Raw genomic sequence first — 3579 nt, 5'->3', positions numbered from 1 at the left:
CCCGTCTGTTTATGCATTCATTCATGATTTTGGCCCAGTGCTCTACACGGACCTGATGTGTAATCTTATCCACAGGGATAACTCCTTTAAAAAACTTGTAGTTTTCTAGAGGTATTATCTCATGGATAGATGAGACTAGCACGGTACTAGTGATTTACCGTATACCCCCAAAGGTGTTGGGTTGAATACTTGAATGGAAATTGCAGGGAACTTAAAACGCACCATAAAAAAAACGATACCACCTGGGTATCGTCTCCTCATTCCATATGTATATACCTTCAAAACTGCATACAAAGAATTAAATCCATCCATTATCCTATCACCTTGTTTGGTTATGCCCTCGACCTATTAGTAACAGTCAGCTCCATGTGTTGCCACACTTCCACCTCTGCCCTATCTACCTCGTCGTCTTCAAGGGGTCTTACTAACTTGACGTTATGGGATATCTCATCTTGAGGGGGGCTTCACGCTTAGATGCCTTCAGCGTTTATCCCTTCCCGGCTTGGCTACTCTGCTATGCTCTTGGCAGAACAACAGATACACCAGCGGCCAGTCCAACCCGGTCCTCTCGTACTAAGGTCAGCTCCTCTCAAATATCCTACGCCCACGCCGGATAGGGACCGAACTGTCTCACGACGTTCTGAACCCAGCTCGCGTACCGCTTTAATGGGCGAACAGCCCAACCCTTGGGACCTACTTCAGCCCCAGGATGCGATGAGCCGACATCGAGGTGCCAAACCACTCCGTCGATGTGAACTCTTGGGAGTGATAAGCCTGTTATCCCCAGGGTAGCTTTTATCCGTTGAGCGATGGCAATCCCACTTTATACCACCGGATCACTAAGTCCTACTTTCGTACCTGCTCCACCCGTCGGTGTCGCAGTCAAGCCTTCTTATGCCTTTGCACTCTGCGAATGGTTTCCAACCATTCTGAGAAGACCTTTGAGCGCCTCCGATACCCTTTCGGAGGCGACCGCCCCAGTCAAACTCCCCACCTGACATTGTCCCCCAGCCGGATCACGGCTGATGGTTAGAAACCCAATACTGCAAGGGTGGTATCCCAACAGCGGCTCCCTTACGACTGGCGTCATAAGTTCGTAGCCTCCCACCTATCCTGTACATGCAATACCGAATCCCAGTATCAAGCTGGAGTAAAGCTCCATGGGGTCTTTCCGTCCTGGCGCAGGTAACCAGCATCTTCACTGGTACTTCAATTTCACCGGGTGCATTGTTGAGACAGTGCCCAAATCATTACGCCTTTCGTGCGGGTCGGAACTTACCCGACAAGGAATTTCGCTACCTTAGGACCGTTATAGTTACGGCCGCCGTTTACTGGGGCTTAAGTTCAAAGCTTCGCTTGCGCTAACCTCTCCCCTTAACCTTCCAGCACCGGGCAGGCGTCAGCCCATATACCTCACCTTTCGGTTTTGCATAGACCTGTGTTTTTGCTAAACAGTTGCTTGGGCCAATTCTCTGCGGCCTCTCACGAGGCACCCCTTCTCCCGAAGTTACGGGGTCATTTTGCCGAGTTCCTTAACAATGCTTCTCCCGTCGGCCTTAGGATTCTCTCCTCATCCACCTGTGTCGGTTTACGGTACGGGTTTTAACTGAACAATAGCGGCTTTTCTTGGCAGCTAGCTCACGCACTTCGCTACTTTAGTTCGCTCCGCGTCACGTCTTCGGATTGTATACCGGATTTGCCTGATATACTCCTACCACGCTTGCACCGGATTTTCCACTTCCGGCTTGCGCTTTCTCTCTGCGTCCCCACAGTTCTGTCAGTTAAAAGTACAGGAATTTCAACCTGTTGTCCATCGACTACGTCTTTCGACCTCGCCTTAGGCCCCGACTTACCCAGAGCAGATCAGCTTTACTCTGGAAACCTTAGATATTCGGCCGGAAGGATTCTCACCTTCCTCTCGCTACTCATTCCGGCATTCTCTCTTCTTAACACTCCACTGCTCCTTACGGTACAGCTTCGTCGCAGTTAAGAATGCTCCTCTACCAATTGACATTCATCAATTCCTAAGCTTCGGTAGTGTGTTTTAGCCCCGGACATTTTCGGCGCAGGACCTCTCGACTAGTGAGCTATTACGCACTCTTTCAATGTATGGCTGCTTCTGAGCCAACATCCTAGTTGTCTTCGAAATCCCACATCCTTTTCCACTTAACACACATTTTGGGACCTTAGCTGTAGGTCTGGGCTCTTTCCCTTTTGACCATCCAACTTATCTCGGACAGTCTGACTCCCATACATCATCTACACGGCATTCGGAGTTTGATATTCTTTGGTAAGCTTTGACGCCCCCTAGGAAATTCAGTGCTCTACCTCCGCAAGACTTGAGTATGAGGCTAGCCCTAAAGCTATTTCGAGGAGAACCAGCTATCTCCGGGTTCGATTGGAATTTCTCCCCTATCCACACCTCATCCCCACCCTTTTCAACGGATGTGGGTTCGGTCCTCCATTGCCTTTTACGGCAACTTCAACCTGGACATGGATAGATCACCCGGTTTCGGGTCTACTCCGACTGACTATGATCGCCCTATTCAGACTTGGTTTCCCTTCGGCTCCGGGCCTTTGGCCCTTAACCTCGCCAGCCAGCGTAACTCGCCGGACCGTTCTACAAAAAGTACGCGGTTGCACATATAAAGTGCTCCCACAGTTTGTAAACATATGGTTTCAGGTTCTCTTTCACTCCCCTCCCGGGGTCCTTTTCACCTTTCCTTCACAGTACTATGCGCTATCGGTCACTAAGTAGTATTTAGCCTTACGGGGTGGTCCCCGCATATTCCCACAAGGTTTCTCGTGTCTCGTGGTACTCTGGATACCGTCTTGTCATCGCAAGTTTCGCTTACCGGGCTTTCACCGTCTCTGGCTGGCTTTCCCAAAACCATTCTGCTACTCTTGATGAATCAATTATACGGTCCGAACCCCAGAGTGCACGCACTCTGGTTTGGGCTCTTCCGGGTTCGCTCGCCGCTACTTCCGGAATCACATGTTGTTTTCTTTTCCTCCGGCTACTTAGATGTTTCAGTTCACCGGGTTCCCTTCCTTAACTTATGGATTGGGTTAAGGATACTGGAGGTCTGCTCCAGTGGGTTTCCCCATTCAGAAATCTCCGGATCGATGGGTATTTGCCCCTCCCCGAAGCTTATCGCAGCTTATCACGTCTTTCATCGGCTCTTAGTGCCAAGGCATCCACCATACGCTCTTATTAGCATAACCAACTTGCCTTCTCTCACGGGTTGGAGATCGGGCGACACATATCTAGCGTGATATGCGTTGGTAATAGGTATAACTTCTTACTGAACTGCTAAAGCCCAGTAAAAATGTATTTTTTTCGTTCGTTTTTTTCGAACTAGTTAATGTTGTTAACATTACCTCGGATGTCTTGATTAAATAAGATATTTAATCTGTTATATTATCGCTTATCAGTAATAATATAACTTCTCTTTGTATGCAATTTTCAAGGTACATATCCAGATGTTCTACTTTCGCTTCCCACCTGCTGACTGCTTTATCAGTCATTACATACACGAATCGCTTCGTATATCTAATCACTGGTAAAACCATCGTGAT

General features: G+C 48.6%; 1 rRNA gene. It reads right to left on the bottom strand.

Annotated elements, in window-relative coordinates:
* Positions 1–328: 328 nt before the first annotated feature.
* Positions 329–3225: ribosomal RNA gene (locus HMPREF0240_RS23035) — 23S ribosomal RNA — on the bottom strand.
* Positions 3226–3579 lie beyond the last annotated feature (354 nt).

The organism is Clostridium sp. D5 (genome assembly GCF_000190355.1).
GTDB classification, from domain to species: Bacteria; Bacillota; Clostridia; order Lachnospirales; family Lachnospiraceae; genus Faecalicatena; species Faecalicatena fissicatena_A.
The sequence above is the reverse complement of the archived record's forward strand: the minus strand, read 5'-3'. Positions and strand labels throughout refer to the sequence as shown.